The sequence below is a fragment of the Kocuria oceani genome (genome assembly GCF_029524215.1).
In the GTDB taxonomy this organism is placed as follows: Bacteria; Actinomycetota; Actinomycetes; order Actinomycetales; family Micrococcaceae; genus Kocuria; species Kocuria oceani.
Window position 1 is genome coordinate 93,494 of sequence record NZ_JARAMH010000003.1, and the last position, 18,012, is coordinate 111,505.

The 18,012-nt window shown below is 73.5% G+C and carries 13 protein-coding genes; 5 read left to right on the plus strand and 8 right to left on the minus strand.

The genetic code is table 11. The features are described from left to right. Positions 1–5: 5 nt before the first annotated feature. Positions 6–3,071, plus strand: a complete 3,066-nt coding sequence (locus tag PU704_RS04140; RefSeq protein ID WP_277550292.1) for a bifunctional [glutamine synthetase] adenylyltransferase/[glutamine synthetase]-adenylyl-L-tyrosine phosphorylase — start codon at positions 6–8, stop codon at positions 3,069–3,071. Between the two features lie 105 nt (positions 3,072–3,176). On the opposite strand, the gene glnA is transcribed toward PU704_RS04140, so the two are convergent. After that, on the minus strand, positions 3,177–4,601 hold the full coding sequence (gene glnA, locus PU704_RS04145) for a type I glutamate--ammonia ligase (protein ID WP_075872407.1): 1,425 nt from the start codon (positions 4,599–4,601) through the stop codon (positions 3,177–3,179). Between the two features lie 194 nt (positions 4,602–4,795). Here glnA and PU704_RS04150 point away from each other — a divergent pair, with 194 nt between their 5' ends. Further along, positions 4,796–5,242 (plus strand): RDD family protein, encoded by a 447-nt coding sequence (locus tag PU704_RS04150; protein ID WP_047801481.1) that lies wholly within the window; start codon positions 4,796–4,798, stop codon positions 5,240–5,242. 67 nt (positions 5,243–5,309) lie between these two features. Here the strand turns inward: PU704_RS04150 and PU704_RS04155 are convergent, their stop codons facing one another. The 3 genes from PU704_RS04155 to lipB all read right to left on the minus strand — a co-directional run bounded on the left by PU704_RS04155 (position 5,310) and on the right by lipB (position 8,005). Further along, complete coding sequence (locus PU704_RS04155) at positions 5,310–6,107, minus strand: DUF4191 domain-containing protein (protein ID WP_277550297.1); 798 nt, start codon at positions 6,105–6,107, stop codon at positions 5,310–5,312. 119 nt (positions 6,108–6,226) lie between these two features. Then, positions 6,227–7,234 (minus strand): lipoyl synthase, encoded by a 1,008-nt coding sequence (gene lipA / locus PU704_RS04160; protein ID WP_075872408.1) that lies wholly within the window; start codon positions 7,232–7,234, stop codon positions 6,227–6,229. 69 nt (positions 7,235–7,303) lie between these two features. Beyond that, entirely contained in the window at positions 7,304–8,005 is a 702-nt protein-coding gene (gene lipB / locus PU704_RS04165) for a lipoyl(octanoyl) transferase LipB (RefSeq protein WP_277550300.1), read from the minus strand. A gap of 95 nt (positions 8,006–8,100) precedes the next feature. Here lipB and PU704_RS04170 point away from each other — a divergent pair, with 95 nt between their 5' ends. Then, a complete protein-coding gene (locus PU704_RS04170) occupies positions 8,101–9,861 on the plus strand; it encodes a protein kinase (RefSeq protein WP_277550302.1) in 1,761 nt (586 codons plus the stop codon). 37 nt (positions 9,862–9,898) lie between these two features. On the opposite strand, the gene PU704_RS04175 is transcribed toward PU704_RS04170, so the two are convergent. The 4 genes from PU704_RS04175 to PU704_RS04190 form a co-directional block, all read right to left on the minus strand. Continuing rightward, the gene (locus tag PU704_RS04175; RefSeq protein ID WP_277550304.1) at positions 9,899–10,240 is read right to left on the minus strand and encodes a hypothetical protein; all 342 of its coding nucleotides are present in this window, start codon (positions 10,238–10,240) and stop codon (positions 9,899–9,901) included. Between the two features lie 133 nt (positions 10,241–10,373). After that, positions 10,374–12,236, minus strand: coding sequence for a 2-oxoglutarate dehydrogenase, E2 component, dihydrolipoamide succinyltransferase (gene sucB / locus PU704_RS04180; protein ID WP_277550306.1), 1,863 nt, complete (start codon positions 12,234–12,236; stop codon positions 10,374–10,376). 109 nt (positions 12,237–12,345) lie between these two features. Then, the gene (gene lpdA / locus PU704_RS04185) at positions 12,346–13,713 is read right to left on the minus strand and encodes a dihydrolipoyl dehydrogenase (protein WP_277550308.1); all 1,368 of its coding nucleotides are present in this window, start codon (positions 13,711–13,713) and stop codon (positions 12,346–12,348) included. Between the two features lie 143 nt (positions 13,714–13,856). Next, positions 13,857–15,410: a leucyl aminopeptidase gene (locus PU704_RS04190; RefSeq protein ID WP_277550310.1), complete on the minus strand. Its 1,554-nt coding sequence runs from the start codon at positions 15,408–15,410 to the stop codon at positions 13,857–13,859. Positions 15,411–15,667: 257 nt separating this feature from the next. Between PU704_RS04190 and PU704_RS04195 the strand changes: the two genes are divergently transcribed. After that, positions 15,668–16,585 (plus strand): proteasome assembly chaperone family protein, encoded by a 918-nt coding sequence (locus PU704_RS04195; protein WP_277550311.1) that lies wholly within the window; start codon positions 15,668–15,670, stop codon positions 16,583–16,585. Between the two features lie 82 nt (positions 16,586–16,667). Further along, positions 16,668–17,963: an MFS transporter gene (locus PU704_RS04200; RefSeq protein WP_277550313.1), complete on the plus strand. Its 1,296-nt coding sequence runs from the start codon at positions 16,668–16,670 to the stop codon at positions 17,961–17,963. The last annotated feature ends 49 nt before the right edge of the window (positions 17,964–18,012 follow it).

Consider the following 18,012-nt stretch of genomic DNA (forward strand, 5'->3'; position numbering starts at 1 on the left):
GCGCCATGACCCATCCTCCCCAGTCCGCCTCCGCCACGGACCCCGTCGCCTCCGGCCGGCTCATCAAGCTCGGCTTCGCGGACACGGCCAACGCCCAGCGCTGGCTGGGGTTCCCGGAGCTCGCCCCGGTGGACCAGGACCGGCTGCTGGAGGGCCTGGCGCTGGCCGCCTCGCCCGACGTCGCCCTGCAGCTGACGGTCCGTCTGCTGGAGGGCTCGCCCCAGCTGGCCGAGCGGATCAACGCCGGCCCGGAGGCCTCCGAGACCCTGTTCCGGCTGCTGGGGGCCTCCGAGGCGCTGGGCGAGTTCCTGCTGCGCCGGCCCGAGCACCTCGACCTGCTCGCGGAGCCGGCCGCCGCCGAGCCGGAGGAGATCCCCGCGGAGCAGTTCCGCACCGCGCTGCTGCGCGCGGTGGGCGCCGACCCCGCGGCCCGGACCCCGGTGGCCGGGGACACCGGCGACGACGCCTACACCGCCCTGCGCGTCGCCTATCGCAGGGAGCTGACCCGCATCGCGATCCGCGACGTCGGGGCCCTCTATCCGGCCGACCACATGCCGGCGGTGGGCCGGCAGCTGGCCGACCTCGCCGCCGCCGCGCTCGAGGCGGCGCTGGCCGTCTCCCGGGCCGAGGCGGCACGGACCTGGGCCCCCGAGCTCGTGGACCGGGTGCGGCTGGCCGTGATCGGGATGGGCAAGTGCGGGGCACGGGAGCTCAACTACATCTCCGACGTCGACGTGGTCCACGTCATGGCCGTGGACGCCGGGCCCGAGGAGGACGGGCCCGACGGCACGGAGGCGACGAGCATCGCCACCGCCCTCGCCACGGGCACCGCCCGGGCGATCATGGCGCGCGCGGGAGAACCGCCGCTGTGGGAGGTGGACGCCAACCTGCGCCCCGAGGGCAAGGACGGGCCGCTCGTGCGCACCCTGGAGTCCCACGTGCGCTACTACGAGCGCTGGGCGGAGTCCTGGGAGTTCCAGGCCCTGCTCAAGGCCCGCCCCATCGCGGGGGACCCGCAGCTGGGCCAGGCCTACCGGGAGGCGATCGAGCCGCACGTCTGGCGCAGCGCCGCGCGCGAGGGCTTCGTGGAGTCCGTGCAGGCCATGCGGCGCCGGGTCACCGACAACATCCCCGACGCCGAGGCCGAGCGGCAGATCAAGCTGGGCCCCGGCGGCCTGCGCGACGTCGAGTTCACCGTCCAGCTGCTGCAGCTCGTGCACGGGCGCACGGACGAGAGGGTCCGCACCCGGGCCACCACCGACTCGCTGCGCGCGCTGTCCGAGGGCGGCTACATCGGCCGCCGCGACAGCGAGCAGTTCGCCGCGCACTACCGATGGCTGCGCCTGCTGGAGCACCGGATCCAGCTCTACCGCATGCGCCGCACTCACCTCATGCCGCGCGCCGAGCGGGAGCTGGTGACCGTGGCCCGGTCCCTGCGGGGTGCCGCGGACACCGCCCGGCCCTCGGCGGAGTCGCTACTCGAGGAGTGGCGCAGGGTCAAGCGCAACGTGCGCGGGATGCACGAGCGGATCTTCTACCGGCCGCTGCTGGCCGCGCTGGCCCACCTGCCCGAGAGCGACACCAGCCTCTCCCCGGAGTCGGTGCGGGACCGGCTGGCCGCCCTGGGCTACCGGGACCCGAAGGCGGCCGTGCGGCACATCGAGGCCCTCACCCGCGGGGTGAGCCGGCGGGCCGAGATCCTGCGGACCCTGCTGCCCGTGCTCCTGTCCTGGCTGGCCGACGGGGTGGACGCCGACGCCGGGCTGCTGGGCTTCCGGCGGCTCTCGGAGTCCCTGGGCACCACCCCCTGGTTCCTGCGGCTGCTGCGCGACTCCAACGCGGCGGCCGAGCGGCTGTGCCAGATCCTGTCCAGCTCTCGCTACGTCACCGACCTGCTGGAGAACTCCCCGGAGGCGACCGCCTGGCTCGGCCAGGACGACGACCTCTGCCCCGTCCCCTTCGAGACCCTGTGGACCGAGATCCGCTCGCAGATGGCCCGGCACCCCGACTCGGGCGAGGCGATGCGGATGATCCGGCTGATCCGCCGCCGCGAGGAGCTGCGCGTGGCGCTCGCGGACACGTCCGGGCTGCTCGACGTCGAGCGGGTCGCCGAGGCGCTGTCCGACATCGACCGCGCCTGCATCCTGGGCGCCCTGCACGCCGCGGAGCGCGAGGTCTACGACCGCTCCGGCCGCGTCGCCGAGGTGCTGGTCGTCGCGATGGGGCGGCAGGGCGGGCGGGAGATCGGCTACGGCTCGGACGCCGACGTCATGTACGTCTACGGTCCCGTGGGGGACGCGGACCCGGCCGCCGCCCGGGAGCAGGCCGAGACCCTGCTGCAGCGGATGGTGCAGCTGCTCAAGGTGCCGTGCAGCCCGCCCATCGTGGCGGAGCGGGTGCTGGAGATCGACAACGACCTGCGCCCCGAGGGCAAGCAGGGGCCCATGGTGCGCTCCGTCGACTCCTACGCGGAGTACTACGCCCGGTGGGCCCAGACGTGGGAGTTCCAGGCCCTCACCCGGGCGCTTCCCGTGGCCGGCAGCGACGACCTGGCCGAGGCGTTCCGCCGGGTGATCGACCCCCGCCGCTATCCGGCCGAGTTCACCGAGGCGCAGCTGCTGGAGATCCGCCGGATGAAGGCGCGGGTCGAGAACGAGCGCCTGCCGCGCGGGGCGGACCCGTCCCGGCACGTGAAGCTGGGCCGGGGCGGGCTCTCGGACGTGGAGTGGCTCGTGCAGACCCTGCAGCTGCAGCACGCGCACCGGGTCCCCGGGCTGCGGACCACCAGCACGCTGCGCGCCCTGCGCGCCGCGGAGGAGGACGGGCTGGTCCTTCCCGAGGACGCCGCCGCCCTGGCCGCCGCCTGGCGCCTGGCCACCGCGGTGCGCAACGGCAACGTGCTGCGCACGGGGCGTCGCTCCGACGCCCTGCCCTCGAAGCGCGCGGACCTCGAGGCGGTGGCCCGCTGGTGCGGGTACGGCCATGGTGGCGCCCGCCTCCTGGAGGAGGACTACCTGCGGACCACCCGCAAGGCCCGCGCCGTGTTCGAGCGGATCTTCTACGGGCACTGACCATCCCTCGCGCGGGAGCCCGCGCACGGGAACGGCCCCGGACCCCTTCGAGGGGTCCGGGGCCGTTCCCGTGGGCCTGCGCCGGCGACTCGGGGGCCGCGGGAGTCAGACGCCGTAGTACAGGGAGAACTCCAGCGGGTGCGGGACCACGGAGAGCGGCTTGAGCTCGAACTCGCGCTTGTACTCGATCCAGGACCGGACGGTGTCCTCGGTGAAGACGTCCCCGGCCAGCAGGAACTCGTGGTCCTCCTCCAGGGCCAGCAGCGCCTCCTCCAGGGAGGCCGGGGCCTTCTTGATGTCCTTGGCCTCCTCGGCGGGCAGCTCGTAGAGGTCCTTGTCGATCGGGTCGGCAGGCTCGATGCGGTTGCGGATCCCGTCCAGGCCCGCCATCAGCTGGGCGGCGAACGCCAGGTACGGGTTGCACGAAGGGTCCGGGGCGCGGAACTCGAGGCGCTTGGCCTTCGGGTTGGTGCCCGTGATCGGGATGCGGATGCCGGCGGAGCGGTTGCCCTGCGAGTACACCATGTTGACCGGGGCCTCGAAGCCCTTGACCAGGCGGCGGTAGGAGTTCACGGTCGGGTTGGTGAACGCGAGCACGGCGGAGGAGTGCTCGAGCAGACCGCCGATGTACCAGCGGGCCAGGTCGGACAGGCCCGCATAGCCCTTCTCGTCGTAGAAGAGGGGCTCGCCGCCCTTCCACAGCGACTGGTGGCAGTGCATGCCGGAGCCGTTGTCGTTGAAGACCGGCTTGGGCATGAACGTGGCCGACTTGCCGAAGGCGTCCGCGGTGTTCTTGATGACGTACTTGAACTTCTGCAGGTCGTCGGCGGCCTTGGTGAGGGTGTTGAACCGGTAGTTGATCTCGGCCTGGCCGGGACCGCCCACCTCGTGGTGGGAGCGCTCGACCTCGAGGCCGACCTCGTCCAGGGCGACGCACATCGCGTCGCGCAGGTCGGCCTGCTTGTCCACGGGGGAGACCGGGAAGTAGCCGCCCTTGGTGGCGGTCTTGTTGCCCAGGTTCCCGCCCTCCTCCTTGCGGCCGGTGTTCCACGCGGCCTCGTCGGAGTCGATGGCGTAGAACGAGCCCTGCGGCTGGACGTCGTAGCGGACGTCCTCGAAGATGAAGAACTCGGCCTCGGAGGCGAAGTTGGCGATGTCGGCGATGCCGGTGGACGCCATGTAGGCCTCGGCGCGCTCGGCGACGCCGCGGGGGTCGCGGTGGTAGGGCTCACCGGTGCGCGGGTTCACGATCGAGCAGGTCACCACGAGGGTCTTCTCCACGCGGAAGGGGTCCACGAACGCGGAGGTCGGGTCCGGGATCAGCTGCATGTCCGACTCGGCGATGCCCTGGAAGCCACGGATGGAGGAGCCGTCGAACAGCTGTCCGTGCACGAAGAAGTCGTCGTCCACCGACTTGGCCGGGAGGTTGAAGTGCTGCTGCACGCCGGGCATGTCCGTGAACCGGACGTCGACGAAGACGATCTCCTCGTCCTTGATGTACGCCAGGACTTCCTCGGGTGTCTGGAACATGTGCTGTTTCCCTTCTCAGATGGGCTGGACCGCCGTGCCGAGACGTTCGTGCGGCGTCCTTTTCCGGGGTCAACGCTACGGACCCGGCATTAAGGCTCCGTGTCCCGGGTGTTTCCTCGGTGTTACACGGCACGGCCCGGGGGAGCCACGGTCTGGCGTCAGTCTAGGCGAGATCGCCCCGATACCCTGGGGGGATGATCGACAGACGTGACGTCGGCTCCTGGCTCGAGGGCCCGGGGACCGGCCCCCGGCAGTACCCGGGGCAGCGCCTGGGGCGCCCGGCGGCCGGGCCGGGCTCGGTGGGCCGGCTCGGGCGGCGGCTCGTGGCCCTGGCCCTGGACTGGTACCTGTGCTGGGCGCTCGCCGCGTGGCTGGCCCCGCAGTGGAACCGGCACGGGCTCGTGACCCTCGCCCTCCTGCTCCTGCTCAACGTGCTGCTGGTCGGGGCCACCGGGCACACCCCGGGGCACTGGGTGACGGGCCTGCAGGTGCAGACGCTGGACGGGCGCCCGGCCGGGTTCGCCCGGGCCGTGGTGCGCTCGCTGCTGCTGTGCCTGCTGATCCCGCCCGTGGTCTTCGACCCGGACCAGCGCGGCCTGCACGACCGGGCCGCGGACACGATCCTCGTCCGCACCCGCTGAGCGGTGCCGCTCCGACGACGGAGCCCCCGCCTTTCGTGGGAAGGCGGGGGCTCCGTCGTCGAGCGGATCAGCGGCCGCGCATGGCCTTGCGGTCCGGGCGGGCGCGCATCGGGTCGACGCCCTTGGGGATCGGCAGGCGGTTGCCGAGCGTGCTGATCCGCTTGTGCACCGTCTGCACCTCCTGCTGGGTGAGCTTCTTGTCGAGCTTCTTCATCTGCTTGGACAGCTCGCGCAGGGGCACCTGACCCTCGCCCTTGCCGGTCTTGATGACGTGGATCGGCACGTTCTGGATCACGGGGCCGATCCGGCGGCGCTCCTTCGAGACGATCTTGTCGACCCGGCCGGCGGGGCCCTCGGTCACGAGGACCACGCCGGGACGGCCGATGGCGCGGAAGACGAGGTCGCGGGTGCGCGGGTCCATCGCGGCCGGCTGCTCCTCCACGATCCAGCCGCGGCGCAGGGCGGACAGGGCCGCCCCTGCGGCCCCGGGCTGGTCCTCGATCCGGGCGAACGCGGCGCGTTCGGCCCGCCGGGACAGGTAGAACGAGGCGGAGAGCAGCGCGAACGGCAGGCCGATGAGCAGCCCGGTGATCCAGTTGCCGAGCAGGGCGCCGACGAGCAGGAAGACCAGGAGCACGCCGAGTCCGATCAGCAGCATCCACCAGCCCACGTTGGGCTCGACCTCGCGGGTCATCTTGAAGACCTGCTTGATCTGCCCGAGGAAGCCGGGGCCCTTGGCCGCCTTCCGCTGCTTCTTCGCCTCGCGCTTCTGCGCCCGGGTCGGCTTCCCGCTCGGCTTCCCCGTGGGCTTCCCGGAGGAGGTGGATCGCGACGCGGGGCGCGACTTGGCGTGGGAAGGTGACACGGTGAGACCTCGTCCTGTGGTGCGGTGGCAGTGGTTCGGGGACCACGGCGGACGCCGGGGCGCCCGCAGTGGTCCGTCCTCCAGTTTAGCGGGTGGGAGGTGCCGTGACCTGACCCGGCTCAGCCCAGGCGCTGCACCAGGGAGGACGCTTCCTGGGAGGCGGAGCCCTCGTCCTCGATGTGCGCCAGGTGGGCGGGGATCTCGCGGCCGGACTTCTCCATCGCCCGGGCCCACAGCCGCCCGGCACGGTACGAGGACCGGACCATCGGCCCCGCCATGACGCCCAGGAAGCCGATCTCCTCGGCCATCCGGGAGAGCTCCACGAACTCCTCCGGCTTCACCCACCGGTCGATGGGGTGGAAGAGGGGGGAGGGGCGCAGGTACTGGGTGAGCGTGATGATGTCGCACCCGGCGTCGTGGAGGTCGCACAGGGCCTCGTGGATCTCCTCGTTGGTCTCGCCCATGCCGAGGATCAGGTTCGACTTCGTGATCATCCCGGCCTCCTTGCCCTGGGTGATCACGTCGAGGGAGCGCTCGTAGGTGAACGCCGGGCGGATCTGGCGGAAGATGCGGGGGACCGTCTCCACGTTGTGCGCGAAGACCTCCGGCTCGGCGTCGATGACCTGCTGCAGCCGGTCCGGCTTGCCCTGGAAGTCCGGGATCAGGATCTCCACCCCGGTGTTCGGGTTGAGCGTGTGGATCGCCCGGATGGTCTCGGCGTAGAGCCACGCCCCGCCGTCGTCGAGGTCGTCGCGGGCCACGCCCGTCACGGTGGCGTAGCGCAGGCCCAGCTCCTGGACGGACTCGGCGACCTTGCGCGGCTCGGTGACGTCCAGCAGGTCCGGCTTGCCGGTGGCGATGTCGCAGAAGTCGCAGCGCCGGGTGCACTTGGACCCGCCGATCAGGAACGTCGCCTCCCGGTCCTCCCAGCACTCGTAGATGTTGGGACAGCCGGCCTCCTCGCACACCGTGTGCAGGCCCTTGCCGCGCGCCAGCGACTTCAGCTCCTGGAACTCCGGGCCCATGCGGGCGGTGTTCTTCAGCCAGGACGGCTTCTTCTCGATGGGTGTCTCGGCGTTGCGCGCCTCGACGCGCAGCAGGCGGCGGCCCTCGGGGGCAACGGTCATGGTCGGTCTCCTTGTCGAGATGTCGACGGTGGTGCGCTCACGGTCCCGGTGGTTCCGGGGCGGCGCGGATCAGCTGACGGTGGTCGGCCAGGGCAGCGGCCCCGGGAGCCCGGACGGGTCGAACTGTTCGCACAACTCGTCCTGGCGGGCGGATATTTCCTGCTCCATGCGCGCCACCACCGTCTCCGGGGTCACGATCCGCCCGGTCTCCTGGGACAGGCTCGTGACGGAGGCGTCGGTGATGCCGCAGGGGATGATCTTGCCGAACGGCCGCAGGTCGTTGGAGCAGTTCAGGGCGAAGCCGTGCATGGTCGCCCGCTTGGACACCTGCACGCCGATCGCCGCGATCTTGCGGTCGGGGCCGTGCTCGTCCGCGAGCACCCACGCCCCCGAACGGCCGGCCACGGTGGTCGCCGGCACCCCGAAGTCCGCGACCACCGCCAGGATGATCTCCTCCAGCAGGCGCACGAAGCGCACGACGTCGATGGGCGTGGTCAGGCGCACGATCGGGTAGCCCACGAGCATCCCGGGCCCGTGGTAGGTGAGCTTGCCCCCGCGCCCGATCTCCACGACCTCGGTGCCGTCGTAGGGGTACTCGTGCGCCTCGGTGCGCCGGCCGGCCGTGTAGACGGGCGGGTGCTCCAGCAGCAGCACGGTGTTGGTCCGCTCACCGGCGACGACCTCGCGGTGCACGTTCTTCTGCAGCTCCAGCGCCGCGCGGTAGTCCACGAGGTGGGGGGCGAAGCCGAGCCGTTCGAAGGAGAGGGACATGGCCCCCAGCCTATCGCGCGGCGGCGACACCCGCCCCGGGCCCGGGCTGTGGACGGCGCGGACGGCGCCGGCCCCGGACCGGGCATGCTGGGCGCATGGACGACCGCAACCCCGCATCCGGCGGCCGGCACCCCGGGTCCCGGCCGGTCCCCGCCTCTGCGCGGGACCGGCTCGCGGCGGCCGTGCGCGACGACGCCCGCGGTCCCCGGCCGCACCCGGCGGCGGAACCGCTCCCGCGTCTGCCGCCGGACGACGGGCTCGAGCCGGTCCGGCGGCTCGGCGACGGCTCCTGGCTCGTGCGCGAGACCCGTTCCGGGGAGCTCTTCGTCCTGCGGCTCTGCGCGGGTGCGGAGGGGCCGGAGCGTGCCGCCTCCCGCCGCGCCCTGCTGGCGCTCGCAGCCGACCTGGCCGGCCGGGAGGACCCCCACCTGGTGGCCGTGCGCGGGCTGCTCGGACCCGCCGCGGAACCCGCGGGCCTCGTCGAGGAGTACCTGCCGGGCGGCTCCCTGGCGGAGCGGCTGGCCGAGCGCGGGCCGCTGGCCGCGGACGAGGTGGCCGCGGTGCTGCGCGACGCCGCGGCGGGGCTGGCGGTGCTGCACGGCCTGGGCCGGTGCCACGGGGAGCTCACCGCCCGGCAGATCCTCTTCCGCACCGCTCGGACCGGAACCGTGGCCCAGCCCGAGGACGGTGCCGGGGCCGGGCGGGAGGTCCCTGACGGGCCGCAGCCCGGAACCGGCAGGGGGTCGGCGAGCGGCGCCGATGGCGGGCCCGGCAGGCGGGCAGGCAGTCGGCCCGGCAGCGGGGCGGACGGCGGCCCGGCCGTGGCGGCAGTACGGCCGGGACCCGGGCACGGGAGCCCGCCGGAGGACGTGCGGGCCCTCGGTGTCGTCTGCTGGACCGGGCTCACGGGGCGGGCCCCGGCCGCCGACCGGCACCGGGCCCCCCTGGCACGGCTGCGCCCGGACGTCCCGCACCCGCTCCGCCGGGCGGTGGAGACCGCGCTGGCGGAGAACCCGTCCGACCGCCCTACCGCCGCGGAGCTGGCCGCCGGGCCCGAGGTCCTCCCGGTCCCGGCGGCCCCGGCCGCGGCGTGGCCGCGAACCCGCGGGGGCGCGCGCGGCCCCGCGGCCATCCGGTCCTCCCGCCCGCCGGCGCACGACACGTCGGCCGTCCCGTCCTCCCGCCGGCGCACGGCGCTGCCCGCCCTCGCAGCCGCGCTCGTGCTGACTGCCGGCACCGCGCTGCTGCTGCCGCACCCGGGCCCGGGGGCGCCGGACCCGCCCGTCGCCCCGAGCGGGGCGGCAGGAGCTCCCGAGGCCGCCCTCCTGGATCCGCATCACCTGGACCCGGCCGGCCCGGGCCCGGTCGCCACGACATCGGCCGCCCCGGTCGCCGGGGACCGGATCGAGCCGGGAGAACCGCAGGAGGCCCTGCGCCGGCTCGTCGCCCGGCGCGGCGAGGCCCTGCGGACCGGGGACGCCCGGCTGCTCGACCGGGTCTACGTCCCCGGGGCGGAGGCCGCGGCGGACGACCGCGCCACCATCGCGCGGGCCGCCGCGTCCGGGGACCGGGTGTTCGCCGATCTCCTGCTGGAGGCCGGGCGGATCCGGGGCGCCGCCCCGCGGTCGGGGCCCACCGCGCCGGGCGGTGTCACGCTCGAGGCCCAGGTGCGGGTCGAGGGCTACCGGGGCGATCCCGGCCGGGACGCGTCGGTGCTGCCGGCGGGCGAGGGGTGGGTGCAGACCGTGGTCGTCGTCCTGGTCCGCGGCGAGGAGGGATGGCGCCTGGCCTCCGTGGAGCCCCGCCGGGACCGCCCGGCGGGGACGGAGGCGGCAACGCGGAGCCCCCGGCGCTGAACGGCGGCACCGGGGGCAGGGTCGTGCGGGGCGGCTCTCACCAGAGGGACGCGACCGCCATGTTGATGAGGGCCAGGCCGCCCACCGCGTGGGCCAGGCCGGTCGAGACCGGCTCGCCGCGCCCGGTGCGCCGCTGTCCCACGAACGCGGCCGCCGCCACGGCCAGGGCCACGAGCAGCGTGACCGCGATCTTGACGTGGTTGACGTCGCCCGTCTCGTGGATCGCCACGAGCAGCAGCCCGGTGACCAGGCTGAGCAGGGAGGCGTGGAACTGACCCGGGGAGACCGTGGGGCGCTTGATCGTGTAGACCCAGGTGCCCACGATGATCGCGGCGCCGACGAGGTGCAGGAGGACGAGAAGTCCGGTCAGGAGGGTCATGGATCCGAGCCCGGTCGAGCGTTCCCGGGGCACGACGAGGGGGCGTGCCCCCTGTGATCAGGAACACGCCCCCTGGATGCCGGGGTGTCACCGGCGGGTGCTCAGACCCCGCCGGGCCGGGCCGCGGGACCGGTCAGAGACCGACCTCGGACTCGAACCGACCCTCCTCCAGGCGCGCCTTCAGCGCCTGCAGGAACCGGCCGGCGTCCGCGCCGTCGACCAGACGGTGGTCGTAGGTCAGCGACAGGTAGCACATCTGCCGGATCGCGATCGTGTCGTTGCCGTCGGCGTCGGCCACGACCATCGGGCGCTTCACGATCGACCCCGTGCCGAGGATGGCCACCTGCGGCTGGTTGATGATCGGGGTGTCGAACAGCGCCCCGAAGGAGCCGATGTTCGTGATCGTGAAGGTGCCGCCGGTGAGGTCGTCCGGGGCGATCCTGCCGTCCTTGGCCCGGGAGCCGAGGTCGGCGATCTGCTTGGCCAGCCCGCCCAGGTTGAGGTCCCCGGCGTCCTTGATCACCGGGACCAGCAGGCCCCGGGGAGTGTCCACCGCGATGGCGATGTTCTCGGAGCCGTTGTAGACGATCTCCTTCTCGGCCTCCCGGAACGTGGCGTTGAGCTTGGGGTGCGCCTGCAGCGCCTCGGCCACGGCCTTGGCGAAGAAGGGCAGGAAGGTGAGCTTGGCGCCCTCCCGCTCCTGGAACTTCGCCTTGGCCTTGTTGCGCAGCACGGCCACCCGGGTCATGTCGACCTCGGTCACCTGGGTCAGCTGGGCCGACTCCTGCAGGGACTCGCGCATGCGCTGGGCGATCGTCATCCGGATGCGCGGGGCCTTCTCCGTGGTGCCGCGCTTGGCGTCCGGGGCCGGCGCGGCCTCGGGAGCCTTCTGCGGCTCCGCGGCGGCGGGCTGCTCGGCCGGGGCCTCGGCGGCCGGGGCCGCCGTGCTCTTCTGCTGCTCCGCGGCGGCCAGCACGTCCTGCTTGCGGATGCGGCCGCCCACGCCGGTGCCGGTGAGCGTGGACAGGTCGACGCCCTCCTTCTTGGCGAGCTTGCGCACCAGCGGGGTGACGTAGGCGGCGTTGTCGCCGGTCGGGGTCTCGGGCGCCGCGCCGGCGTTCTCGGTGCGGGCACCGTCGCGCTCGGCGGCGTCCTGCTGCGTCCCGTCCGAGGTGTCCGCCATGACGGGCTCCTCGGTCTCCACCAGGGCCTCGTCCCGGGACGGCGCCTTCTCCTGCGCGCCGGTCGTCGACCCCTCGTAGCCCTCGCCGGAGGCGTCGGACGCCTGGGCGGAGGGCTCCTGCTCGGCGGAGGGCTGCTCCTGGTCCGGGGCGGAGCCGGACGGGGCGTCGCCGGAGCCGATGACCGCCAGGACCTGGCCGACCTCGGCGTCCTCGTCCTCCTGCACGCGGATCTCCAGCAGGGTGCCGGCCACCGGGGAGGGAACCTCGGTGTCGACCTTGTCGGTGGAGACCTCCAGCAGCGGCTCGTCGACGGCGACCTCCTCGCCGACCTGCTTGAGCCACCGGGTCACGGTGCCCTCGGTGACGGACTCGCCCAGCGCGGGCAGGGTGATCTCGGTGCCCTCGCCGCCCTGCTGGGTCTCGGCCTTCGGGGCCTGCTCGGGGGCGGACTCCTGCTGCGCCGGGGCCTGCTGCTCGGCGGACTCGTCGGTGGCCTCCGGGGTCTCGGCCTGGGTGGCGGCGTCCTCGGCCTGCTCGGCGGAGGGCTGCTCCTGGTCCGGGGCGGAGCCGCCGGACCCCGAGCCGATGACGACCAGGGGAGCGCCGACCTCGACGTCCTCGTCCTCCTCGACGAGGATCTCCTCGATGACGCCCGCCACGGGGGAGGGGATCTCGGTGTCGACCTTGTCGGTGGAGACCTCGACCAGGGGCTCGTCGACGGCGACCTCGTCACCGACCTGCTTGAGCCACCGGGTCACGGTGCCCTCGGTCACGGATTCGCCCAGTGCGGGCAGGTTTACGGTTTCTGACATGGTCCGACCGTCTCTCTTTCGGTGCCTTCGATGGTGCGGTCCGGGCGCCGGGCCCGGTGCCGGGGTAGTGGGGGAGGCCCCGCCCGGGAGGGGCGGGGCCTCGGTGCGGTCAGCCGTGCAGCGGCGCGCCCGCGAGTGCCATGGCGGCCTCGCCGATGGCCTCGTTCTGGGTGGGGTGCGCGTGCACGAACGCGGCGACGTCCTCGGGGTAGGCCTCCCAGTTGACGATGAGCTGGCCCTCGCCGATCTGCTCGCTGATGCGCTTGCCGATGGCGTGGAAGCCGATGATGGGGCCGTCCTTCTCGCGCACCAGCTTGATGATGCCGCCGGTGCCCAGGATGGAGCTCTTGCCGTTGCCGGCGAGGTTGTACTCGGCGACCTCGATGTTGTCCTCGCCGAACTTCTCCTTGGCCTTCGGCTCGGTGTAGCCGACGGAGGCGATCTCGGGCTCCGTGAACGTCACCTTGGGGATGTTCACGTCGTCGACGACGGCGGGGTTGAGGCCGCCGATCTCCTCGGCCACGAAGCGCCCCTGCTGGTAGCCGCGGTGGGCGAGCTGGACGCCGGGGACGATGTCGCCGATCGCGTAGATGTTGCCCACCCCGGTGTGCAGGCGCTCGTTCGGGGTGACGAAGCCGCGGTCCATGGGGATGCCCTGCTCCTCGTAGCCCATGTCGGCGGTGTTCGGCCCGCGGCCCACCGCGACGAGCACGATGTCCGCCTCGAAGACCTTGCCGTCGGCCAGGGTGACCTTCGCGCCGCTGTCGTCCTGCTCGACCTTCTCGAAGAAGGTGCCGAGGTTGGACTTGATGCCGCGCTTCTTGAACTCGCGCTCGAGGATCTTGATCAGCGCGGGGTCCTCGTTGGCGACCAGGTGGGGGAGGCCCTCGATCACGGTGACGTCCACGCCGAAGGACTTCCACATGGAGGCGAACTCGCAGCCGATCACGCCGCCGCCCAGGACGATCGCGCTCTTGGGCACGTAGTCGATCTCCAGGGCCTCGGTGGAGGTCATGATCCGGCCGCCGATCTCGACGCCGAGGGTCTTGGAGACGGAGCCGGAGGCCAGCACGATGTGCTTGCCGGTGTAGCTGGTGCCGTCGACGTCGACCGTGTTCTGCCCGGTGAGCTTGCCCACGCCCTCGATGACCGTGATCTTGCGCATCTTCATCAGGCCGGTGAGGCCCTTGAACTTGCCGGCGACGATCTTGTCCTTGTAGTCCCGCACGGCCGCCATGTCGATCGACTCGAGCGTGGTGTGCACCCCGTACTTGGAGCTCTCCCGGGCGTCCTCGGCCAGTTCGGCCGAGTGCAGGTAGGCCTTCGTCGGGATGCAGCCCCAGTGGAGGCAGGTGCCCCCGAGCTTGTTCTTCTCGACCAGGCCCACCGTGAAGCCGAGCTGGACGGCCCGCAGCGCCGCGGCGTAGCCGGCGCTGCCTCCGCCGAGGACGAGGATGTCGAATTCGTTGTCGGCCACGTGTTTGGCTCCCTTGCGCGTTGACGTCGTTCCGAGTGGGGTGCACCCGTACGGTGACGGGTTCGTTTCGTACATACCTTAGCCCGACGGCGGAGAGAGCAACCAGGCGGGCGCTCCCTCCGCCGAGGTGGTGTCACGGGTGCTCAGCCGCGGGCGGCGGCGGAGTCCTCGAGCAGCCGGACGAGCGTGCGCACGCCCGCCCCGGTGCCCTCCGCGGGGGTGTAGCCGTAGGGGGAGCCCTCGTTGAAGGAGGGTCCGGCGATGTCCACGTGCGCCCACGGCACCCGGGCACCGTCCGGGCCGCCGACGAACTCGCGCAGGAAGAGCCCGGCCACGAGCATCCCGCCGTTCTTGTCACCGATGTTCTTGAGATCGGCGACCTTGGAGTCCAGGGACGGGCGCAGGTGCTCCGGCAGGGGCATCGGCCAGCCGTCCTCGCCGGCGGCTCGGGCGGCGTCGGCCACGGCCGCGCGCAGCGCGTCGTCGCCCATGATCCCGAAGGTCCGCGAGCCCAATGCCACCATCTGGGCGCCCGTGAGGGTGGCGATGTCGACGACGGCGTCGGGGGCCTCCTCGCAGGCGGCCACCAGGCCGTCGGCGAGCACGAGGCGCCCCTCCGCGTCGGTGTTGAGCACCTCCACGGTGCGTCCGCCGCGGATGGTGATGACGTCGCCGGGGCGGGTGGCCGTGGAGGAGGGCAGGTTCTCGGCCAGGCACAGCCAGCCGGTGACCCTGACCGGCAGGCCGAGCTCGGCGGCGGTCAGGACGGTGGCCAGTACGGCGGCGGCCCCGGCCATGTCCGACTTCATGGTCATCATCGAGGCCGGGGGCTTGAGCGAGAGCCCGCCCGAGTCGAAGGTGATGCCCTTGCCCACGTAGGCGTAGTGGCGCGACGCCCGCGCCGGGGAGTACTCGAGCTTGACCAGGCGGGGACCGTGCGTCGAGCCCTGCCCCACACCGAGCAGGCCTCCGTAGCCGCCCTTGGCGAGATCCTTCTCGGCCAGCACGGTCACGGAGACCTTCGTACCCTTGGCGGCCTGCCGGGCATAGTCCGCGACGGCCTCCGGGTAGATGACGTTGGGGGAGAGGTCCACGAGGGTGCGGGCGGCCCGCACGCCGCGGCCGAGGGCGGTGGCGCGGTCCAGGACGCGGCTCAGCGCGGTGCGCGCCACATCGGGCGCGTGCACGACGGCGGAGGCCAGCGGGGCCTTCACGGAGCCGGCGGTCACGGACCGCTGGTGGGAGAACGCGAACGCGCCCAGGGCCGCGCCCTCGGCGACCGCCGCGGCGTCCTCCTCCGAGGCTGCGGGCAGCGCGAGGACCGCCGAGTCCGTGCCGGCGAGGCGGCGCACCGCGGCGCCGACGGCCCGGCGCAGCGCCTCGGCCCGCGCGGGCCCGCTCTCGGGCAGGTCGCCGACACCGGTGAGCGCCACCACGGTGAAGGGCAGCCCGGACGGTGCGGGCACGAGGGTGACCTCGTCGGCGCCGCCGCCCACGCGCAGGGCCGCGGCGGCCTCCAGCACGGGGGAGAGCTTGCGCTGCTCGCCGGCGGGCAGCACGACGCGGCCGGCGCCGTCGCCGTCCGCCCCCTTCTGCACGGCGAGCACGAGGGCGTGCGCCGGGGTCCGGCCCAGGGGCTTGTGCGTGGCGGTGAGCTCGATGCCCCGAGGCTCGAGCAGTTCCTGTACGTCGGGCATGTGTCGTCCTTTCGCTGAGGTCCGGACCGGCCGGTCCGGGCGGGGCGCTCGTGGCGGTCCCGGCCCGGCCGGCGGGCGTGCTGTCGATCCTATCCCCGGCCCCGGCGGCGACAGGCTCCGCCGGGCCGGGCGGGGAATAAGGGGGGCCTCGCGGGCGGTTGACATGAACCAGGGAGCGCCGCCGGAGGTGCTCCCGCCGGCCTCGGGAAGAACCCCCGGACCCCGACCCACCCATCCCCCCTCAGGAGGAAGTTGCCGTGCTGGATCCCACCTCGCTGTACCTGAGCAACCCCGCGCTGCTCGAGGACGCCCGGGTCCGTGGCCTGCCGCTGATCGTCGCCCTGTCCGGCTACGCGGAGGCCGGCCACGTGGCCGTGCAGATCGAGCACGCCATCACCGATTCCCTGCCGCACGAGGTCGTGGCCCGGTTCGACCTGGACCAGCTCTACGACTACCGGGCCCGCCGCCCGCACGTGCGCTTCGCGGAGGACCACTTCGAGGACTTCCAGGCCCCCGAGCTGTCCCTGCGGCTGGTCACGGACCCGCTCGGGCGCAGCTTCGCCCTGCTCACCGGCCCGGAGCCGGACCTGCAGTGGAACCGCTTCACGGAGGCCGTCGTGGGCCTGGCCCGGCGGATGGACGTCTCGCTCGTCGCGATCGTCTCGGGCATCCCCATGCCGGTCCCGCACACCCGCCCCTTCATCGTGTCCGTGCACGGCAGCCGGACCGACCTGCTGCCCGTCAAGCACGCCTGGCGGCCGGTGGTGGAGATGAGCTCCTCCGCCGCGCAGCTGCTCGAGATCCGCCTGACCGAGGCGGGGGTCGACAACATCGGGTTCACCGTCCACGTCCCGCAGTACCTGGCGGAGGCGCACCTGCCGCACGCCGCGGTGGCCGCCCTCGAGCACATCAACGCCGTGACCTCGCTCACCCTGCCCTCGGACGAGCTGCGCGAGGCGGCCCGCGAGATAGAGCGGCAGATCGACCAGCAGGTGGGCGCCTCGCCGGAGGTGCAGGCGGTCGTGGCGGGTCTGGAACAGCGCTACGATGACGTCGTCGACGCCTCGGCCCCCCGCTCCCTGCTGGTGGGGGACGAGTCCGAGCTCCCCGACGCCGACGAGATCGGCGCCGCGGCCGAAGCCTTCCTGGCCGCCCGGGAGGACGAGCAGGACTGAGCCCGCCGCCCGGCGGGGCGTGGCCGGCTCGACCCGGGACGGTGCCGCCGTCCGCGGCCCCGTCCCCCCGAGAGCGAAGTGCATGACGTCCGACCGGTCCCGCCCCCCGCAGCCCGGCAAGGACTCCCGCCGCGCGTACCTGGTGTTCGGGATCGGCGTCCTCGCCTACTTCAGCGCCGTGGCGCAGCGCACGAGCTTCGGGGTCGCGACGGTCGACGCCGCGGAGCGGTTCGGCACGGCGGCCTCCGCGCTCTCGCTGGTCTCCCTCATGCAGGTCCTGGTCTACGCCGCCCTGCAGATCCCCGTGGGCGTGCTCGTGGACCGCTTCGGCGCCCGGGCCATGGTCTCCGCCGGGGCCCTGCTGATGACCGTGGGGCAGGTGCAGCTGGCCCTGGCGGACACGGTCGCCGAGGGCGTGGTGGCCCGCGTGCTCGTGGGGGCCGGGGACGCGGCCACCTTCGTGTGCGTGATGCGGCTGATCCCGGCGTGGTTCTCCGCCCTGCGCGTCCCCCTGCTCACCCAGGTCGTGGGGGTCTTCGGCAACCTCGGCCAGCTCGTCTCCGTGATCCCCTTCGCCTGGGTGCTCGACCGCGCGGGCTGGTTCCCGTCCTTCCTCGGGCTGGCCGCCCTCGCGCTGCTCGCCGGGACGCTCGCCGCGGCCCTGCTGCGGGACGCGCCGCCGGGCGTGGAGGTGCTCCACCGCCGGCTGGGGCTGCGGCGCACGGGGCAGGTCCTCCGGGAGAGCCTGGCCGAACCGGGCACACGGCTGGGCTTCTGGGTGCACTTCACCACCCAGTTCGCCGGCAACACCTTCGTCCTCATGTGGGGCTACCCGTATCTCGAGTACGCCCAGGGCCTGCCCGACACCACGATCTCCGTGGTGATGACCTCCTTCGTGCTCACCAACCTGGCCGTCGGCCTGGCGCTCGGCGGGCTGACCGCCCGGCGCCCCGAGCGCCGGGTGCGGCTGTCCCTGACGGTCACCGCCGGCATCTTCGCGGCCTGGACCGTGCTGCTGGTGTGGCCGGGCACGGCCCCGGCGGCGGTCGTGCTCGCGGCCGTGTGCGTGATCGCGATCAGCATGCCCGCGTCGATGATCGCCTTCGACATCACCCGCAGCTTCAACCCGCCCCGCCGGTCGGGCACCGCCATGGGCATCGCCAACGTCGGCGGGTTCACCGCCTCGGTCCTCGCCATCTTCGTCATCGGGTTCGTCCTGGACCTCCTGTACGCGGCCGGCTTCCGCGACGAGCTCTACGCGCCCGACGCGTTCCGGATCGCCGTCGCGGCCCAGTTCCTCATCGCCGGAGGTGGGGCCGTCGGTGTCCTGGCCACCGCCGCGCGGGTGCGGCGCCGGCACGGGCCCGACGCCGTCTGAGAGACGTCCTCGGGCGTCCGCACTGCACCGGGCAACCCGGGCGGTGTCC

Coding starts and splice junctions, on each gene's coding strand:
- PU704_RS04175 (WP_277550304.1), bottom strand. CDS start 10,240: ATGACCCTCCTGACCGGACTTCTCGTCCTCCTGCACCTCGTCGGCGCC.
- lipA (WP_075872408.1), bottom strand. CDS start 7,234: ATGACCGTTGCCCCCGAGGGCCGCCGCCTGCTGCGCGTCGAGGCGCGC.
- sucB (WP_277550306.1), bottom strand. CDS start 12,236: ATGTCAGAAACCGTAAACCTGCCCGCACTGGGCGAATCCGTGACCGAG.
- PU704_RS04190 (WP_277550310.1), bottom strand. CDS start 15,410: ATGCCCGACGTACAGGAACTGCTCGAGCCTCGGGGCATCGAGCTCACC.
- glnA (WP_075872407.1), bottom strand. CDS start 4,601: ATGTTCCAGACACCCGAGGAAGTCCTGGCGTACATCAAGGACGAGGAG.
- PU704_RS04170 (WP_277550302.1), top strand. CDS start 8,101: ATGGACGACCGCAACCCCGCATCCGGCGGCCGGCACCCCGGGTCCCGG.
- PU704_RS04150 (WP_047801481.1), top strand. CDS start 4,796: ATGATCGACAGACGTGACGTCGGCTCCTGGCTCGAGGGCCCGGGGACC.
- PU704_RS04200 (WP_277550313.1), top strand. CDS start 16,668: ATGACGTCCGACCGGTCCCGCCCCCCGCAGCCCGGCAAGGACTCCCGC.
- lipB (WP_277550300.1), bottom strand. CDS start 8,005: ATGTCCCTCTCCTTCGAACGGCTCGGCTTCGCCCCCCACCTCGTGGAC.
- PU704_RS04140 (WP_277550292.1), top strand. CDS start 6: ATGACCCATCCTCCCCAGTCCGCCTCCGCCACGGACCCCGTCGCCTCC.